General features: G+C 73.3%; 2 protein-coding genes and 1 pseudogene. 2 read left to right on the top strand and 1 reads right to left on the bottom strand.

Translation table 11 applies throughout. The annotated features are described in order from the left end of the window. Positions 1–351 (top strand): FAD-dependent monooxygenase (locus tag ABZ641_RS38290; RefSeq protein ID WP_359989278.1); only part of this gene is annotated, 351 nt, incomplete at its 5' end. A gap of 215 nt (positions 352–566) precedes the next feature. On the opposite strand, the pseudogene ABZ641_RS38285 reads toward ABZ641_RS38290, so the two are convergent. After that, a pseudogene (locus tag ABZ641_RS38285) lies at positions 567–761 on the bottom strand (transcriptional regulator); the annotation flags it as partial. On the opposite strand from ABZ641_RS38285, the gene ABZ641_RS38280 reads away from it, so the two are divergent. Next, complete coding sequence (locus ABZ641_RS38280; protein WP_344621729.1) at positions 730–1038, top strand: hypothetical protein; 309 nt, start codon at positions 730–732, stop codon at positions 1036–1038. The pseudogene ABZ641_RS38285 and the gene ABZ641_RS38280 sit on opposite strands and share 32 nt — an antisense overlap. Positions 1039–1212: the final 174 nt, after the last annotated feature.

The following is a 1212-nucleotide window of genomic DNA, read 5'->3' as shown; positions in this document are numbered from 1 at the left end:
GCGGAGATCACCGGCAGCGACACCGCGCCGGTCCTGCGCCCCCACCACGCCCTGCCGGCAGGGCACCGGTGGGACCGGGTGCCGGGGGTCACCCTTGTCGGCGACGCCGCCCACCTCGCGGCCCCGAACGGTGAAGGCGCCAATCTGGCCATGCTCGACGGCGCCGAACTCGGCAAGGCCCTCGCCGCACACCCCGGCGACGTCGAGGCCGCGCTCACCGAGTACGAGCAGGCCATGTTCCCCCGCAGCGCCGAGATCGCCACCTTCGAAGGAGTCGAGGTCCACCGGATCGACTCCGACGACAACACGGCCCACGGCCTGATCACCATGTTCACCGAGAAGCGCCAATGAGCCACTCGAGCCCCGGGCCGATGCCCTCCTCACCACCCCCGGGCGGACGCCGTGCGAGGCTGCCCGGGCCGGCCGGACCGCCCTGAACCCCTTCAAGAACATGGGTTCATTGAGGAATCCTCATCAACCGGAGAGCCATCACATCCCGCCTCGGGTCGGCGCTGCCGGGGCCGCCCTGCCGGGGCGCTCCGGCACGCCGCACCGTGGCCGCCCGATCATCTCCGTTCCGCGGCAGTGGGACCGGGGGTGGACGGGCGGGTGAGTGTCCAGGAGGCGAGGAGGTCGAGGGCCTCTCCGGAGGGGGAGGCGGCTTCGGTCGTGTAGAGGAGCAGGACGGTCTCACTGTCGCCGGGCAGGGGGAGGGTTTCGTACGCGACGGTGAGTTCGCCGACCCGCACCGACTTCCTCAGTGCCCACTCGCTGGCCCTGCCCTTCCGGACCAGTGAGCACTACCCGAAGCTCCGGGCCATGGTCGCGGACCATCTCGACCTGCAAGGCCGTCAGCTCGGCGACCCCGTCAAGGGAGCCGCGGCGATCATCCGCCACGCCACGGACCGGGACAGCCCGCTGCGGCAGGTGCTGGGATCGGACGCCCACGCCTTCGCCACCGCGAAGGTCGACGCACTGCGGGCCGACCTCGACGCCGCTGCCGCTTCCGCCTCCGCCACCGACTTCCCGGCCGCCTGATCTCCGCCGGCCGGCCGGTGGGGCGGACGGGCGAAGCCCGTTGCCGGAGGGCCCGGGTACGGCCGGAATCCCGGCCGTACCAGCGGTCCTCACCCCCGCCCGGTCGTCCGCCGGCCGGGCGGGATCGCCCGATGCAGCAGATGCGCCGCCAGGTCCGCCGCACGGCCGAGCGGC

Origin of the sequence: Kitasatospora sp. NPDC007106, assembly GCF_040634455.1 — a bacterium.
In the GTDB taxonomy this organism is placed as follows: Bacteria; Actinomycetota; Actinomycetes; order Streptomycetales; family Streptomycetaceae; genus Kitasatospora; species Kitasatospora arboriphila.
This window is presented reverse-complemented; position numbering and strand designations above follow the sequence as displayed.